This is a genomic window from Chryseobacterium mucoviscidosis, from assembly GCF_002177115.1.
Classification (GTDB): domain Bacteria; phylum Bacteroidota; class Bacteroidia; order Flavobacteriales; family Weeksellaceae; genus Chryseobacterium; species Chryseobacterium mucoviscidosis.
The window spans coordinates 1-1,263 of sequence record NZ_MVAG01000201.1; the positions used below are offsets into that span (position 1 = coordinate 1).

The following is a 1,263-nucleotide window of genomic DNA, read 5'->3' on the forward strand; positions in this document are numbered from 1 at the left end:
CCCCTGATCTCGCGGATTTGTAATCCGTGAGCAATAATAAAGAACCCACTGCAATTGCGGTGGGTTTTATGTTTTATAATAAAGCAAAACTTACTTATAGGCTTTTCTTGCATTAAAATCTCTTATGGTAAGATCAAGAAATCTTGTTACCAGGGCTTTGTCTTCTTCGCTCATCTCCTGTATGGCTTCAAATTTTTTCAGAAGTTCCTTATCTTTAATAGCAACTGTTTCATCGTTCAGTAATGCATCACTTGAAACTCCTAAAGCATCGGCAATATTTTTAAGCGCATCGGCAGGCGGAATACTGCTTCCCAGTTCGTAACGGGAAAGGCTTTTGTTATTTACCTGAGACTTTTCTGCAAGCTCCGCCTGCGAAAGTCCTTTTTGTTGTCTGTATAATCTTATACGTTCTGCAATAGTCATAAGTGAGATTTTAAAGATTTAAACACCTTATAAATGCGAATTTAAGACAAATAAGAGTAGAATAAAAATATAAATCTCGGATAAGACTTGTTTTGTATTCTCGTAATTGTTACTTTTGGGACAAATATGAGAATGTAATTTTTTTCAAAAATTTTTATCCAATGGAAATCACCGCCATCAAAGAACGCTTATCCTTATCCGCAGTTCTGCAACATTACCACCTTGAGCCAAAAAACAAAATGCTTCATTGCTTTTATCACGAAGACAAAACAGCCAGTCTTCAGGTTAATCTGGAAAAGAACTTTTACAAATGCCACAGTTGCGGAAAAACCGGAGACGTCATCCAGTTTATAGAAGATTACGAGAAACTCACAAAACACGAAGCGATAAAGAAAGCTGAATCTTTAATTGGTGGTGTACAGTTGTCCGTTGATGGCAAAAAAACGCAGACAGCCAAAAGCGAACAGCCAACAACCGACACCGAGTTTTTAGAAAGGATATTTTCCTATTTTAAAAATGCGCTTCATTCTTCCAAACCTGCAAGAGAATATTTAGGCAAGAGAAATCTCGACAACAGTATTTTGGAAATCGGCTACAACTCGGGACAGTTCCATCACGGGGAAAGAAAAACTGAAGAGCTGATAAAAAAAGCACTGGAAGCAGGATTATTACAGGATAAAGGCTTAATCAACAGCAGAACCGGAGAAAAAGGTTATAGTCCTTTTGCGAAATGGTGCATCTGTTTTGCACTGAGAAACAAAGAACACCGGATCACAGGATTATACTTCCGCTCTGCATTGTATGATGATCCTTCGTTGGACGGCTCAATAGCGAAACCCC

At 38.2% G+C, this 1,263-nt stretch carries 2 protein-coding genes; one reads left to right on the forward strand and one right to left on the reverse strand.

What is annotated here, in order from left to right:
• Nucleotides 1–90: 90 nt before the first annotated feature.
• Nucleotides 91–423: a helix-turn-helix domain-containing protein gene (locus B0E34_RS20560; protein ID WP_087712429.1), complete on the reverse strand. Its 333-nt coding sequence runs from the start codon at nt 421–423 to the stop codon at nt 91–93.
• Nucleotides 424–584: 161 nt separating this feature from the next.
• Here B0E34_RS20560 and B0E34_RS20565 point away from each other — a divergent pair.
• Nucleotides 585–1,263 (forward strand): CHC2 zinc finger domain-containing protein (locus B0E34_RS20565; RefSeq protein WP_228423124.1); only part of this gene is annotated, 679 nt, incomplete at its 3' end.